This is a genomic window from Ruegeria sp. YKSF57, from assembly GCF_059612585.1.
Map to the genome: position 1 here is coordinate 1 of NZ_JBXWQW010000112.1, position 2,284 is coordinate 2,284.

At 58.1% G+C, this 2,284-nt stretch carries 2 protein-coding genes, 1 tRNA gene and 1 pseudogene; all 4 read left to right on the plus strand.

Annotated features, from left to right (window positions below; translation table 11 throughout):
* Positions 1 to 34 precede the first annotated feature (34 nt).
* Positions 35 to 111: transfer RNA gene (locus tag AC2FLX_RS22085), tRNA-Met, on the plus strand.
* Positions 112 to 497: 386 nt separating this feature from the next.
* On the plus strand, positions 498 to 878 hold the full coding sequence (gene tnpA / locus AC2FLX_RS22090) for an IS66-like element accessory protein TnpA (RefSeq protein WP_496811496.1): 381 nt from the start codon (positions 498 to 500) through the stop codon (positions 876 to 878).
* Entirely contained in the window at positions 875 to 1,222 is a 348-nt protein-coding gene (gene tnpB / locus AC2FLX_RS22095; RefSeq protein WP_496811495.1) for an IS66 family insertion sequence element accessory protein TnpB, read from the plus strand. The genes tnpA and tnpB overlap by 4 nt, the downstream gene beginning before the upstream one ends.
* Before the next feature lie 70 nt (positions 1,223 to 1,292).
* A pseudogene (tnpC, locus tag AC2FLX_RS22100) lies at positions 1,293 to 2,105 on the plus strand (IS66 family transposase); the annotation flags it as partial.
* Positions 2,106 to 2,284: the final 179 nt, after the last annotated feature.

The window sequence follows — 2,284 nt, forward strand, 5'->3', positions numbered from 1 at the left end:
CCTCAAGGCAAAAACCAAAAGGCCAACAAACCGGCGCGGGATGGAGCAGCCAGGTAGCTCGTCAGGCTCATAACCTGAAGGTCGCAGGTTCAAATCCTGCTCCCGCAACCACTTTTACCGCATAAATACAACGCTCTAACGCCCCAAAGGGGCGCTTCTTACGTTTTGCCACCACTACTGGAAGCACTGTGGAAGCAAACGGAGCGGAAACACCCTGTGGTGGATGCGCAACAGCTCCACTCTTAACATGGAAGAGCCAAATGCGGGTTTGATGGCTTGAACTGCACCGGGTTTGCCGGAGGCTCCAACTCATGAATTGGATGGAGCATCACGACAAAGACAACGAACAAGTATTCACCGGAAGTACGCGAGCGTGCTGTGCGGATGGTGTTGGATGGCGGGAGATGCATTGTAAGCGTCCGTTGAACCCGACCTAACGCTTGCCGCTAGCGGGGGCTAAGTGTCCACCATCGATAGTGGACACTAAGGGGCACTCTATGAGCGGGCGGAAGAAGCGGTTTTGGGCGGATGAGGAGAAGCGCGAGATTTGTGCGCAGGCGGTTACGCCGGGGATGTCGGTTGCGCAGGTGGCGCGTCGCTATGCGGTCAATGCGAACCTTGTTTTCAAATGGCTGAAGGATCCGCGGTTTGCGCCAGAGGCTGATGCGTCCGCTCAAGAAGCGATGTTTTTGCCGATTGAGATCGAGGCTGATGTTGCCCGCGAACCTCGGCCCATCGACGTGCCAATGCCGTCTCCATCTGCCTCTCTGTCGGCCAGCCGAGTGGACATCACTTTGTCGGACGGACGGCGCATCCTGATCGAAGGGCCGACCGCGCTGGCCGCTGTGGTCAGCTTGGTGCAAGGTCTGGCGGTTTGATCCCGGTTCCCAGCAATACACGCGTCTGGCTGGCGGCGGGTGTCACGGACATGCGGCGGGGGTTTAACACGTTGGCGGCACAAGCCGAGAAGGTTTTGGAGCTGGACCCGTATTCGGGCCATCTGTTTGTGTTCCGGGGGCGGCGCGGTGACCTGCTCAAGATCATCTGGTGGGATCAACAGGGCGCGTGCCTGTTCAGCAAGCGGTTGGAGAAGGGTCGGTTTGTTTGGCCCGCTGCGAAGGACGGCAAGATCAGCGTCACGCCAGCACAGTTGTCGATGCTGTTGGAAGGGATTGACTGGCGGATGCCGCAGAAGACCTGGCGTCCCCTGCGGGTCGGGTAACTCAACAAATACAATGTCTTGAGCGCTTTCGGGATTCACGTTCTGTCCCCGATCCGGTATAGGATCAGCGATGCTGAAGGACCTCGATATCACGCCGGATGACCCGGAAGAACTGCGGGCTGTGAACCGTCTATTGGCGGATGAGGTCAGGTCGCAGGCCCTGATGATCGAGAAGCTGAAGCACCAACTGGCGGGCCAGAACCGTCATCGGTTTGGTGTGCGTTCCGAGAGCCTGGATCAGCTCAATTTGACCTTCGAAGAAGATGAGGCGATTGCCGAGGCCGCATCTGAACAGACGCAACCTGAGACGCCGTCCGCTGAAGACAAGCCTCCGCGCCAGCACAGCCGCAAGCCGTTGCCTGCTCATCTGGACCGGCATGAAGAAGTGCTTTCGCCTGGCGAGGATTGCACCCGCTGCGGCGGCAAGCTGAAGACGCTTGGCGAGGATATCACCGAAGAACTTGAGTACGTGCCGGGCCGCTTTGTCGTGAACCGCATTGTCCGCCCGCGCAAAGCCTGCGCCTGCTGTGAGGCGATTGTTCAATCCCCTTTGCCGTCGCGCCCCATTGAGCGTGGACGGCCGGGTCCGGGCCTATTGGCGCATGTTCTGGTCAGCAAATACGCCGATCATCTTCCTTTGTATCGCCAGAGCCAGATCTATGCCCGCGAAGGGATCGATCTGGATCGCTCGACCATGGCCGACTGGGTTGGCCGGTCAACGGCGCTGTTGGAACCACTGGCCGATGAGATGGGGCGGATCGTCCGGCGCGGCGGCGCGCTCTTTGCGGATGATACGCCCGTCAAGATGCAGGCGCCGGGGCAAAAGAAGACCAAAACAGCGCGGGTCTGGACTTATGTGCGTGACGAGAGGCCGTGGGCAGGACAATCACGATGCAGTAAAAGTTGACCTCAAGTCAGGAAAATTGTTACTTGCGCGGAAAGGTGGTTATGGTGGCATAAATTGCAACCTAAAGAAGTTTTCGATAACGATAAAAAAATGTACAATAGTAATCTCTTTGCGCGCATCCAAGTGTTAGCAGTCGTTGCCCTGCTGAGCATGCC

What these genes read in the sequence shown, in the direction of transcription:
- tnpA (WP_496811496.1), top strand. Translation starts at nt 498, where the DNA reads ATGAGCGGGCGGAAGAAGCGGTTTTGGGCGGATGAGGAGAAGCGCGAG.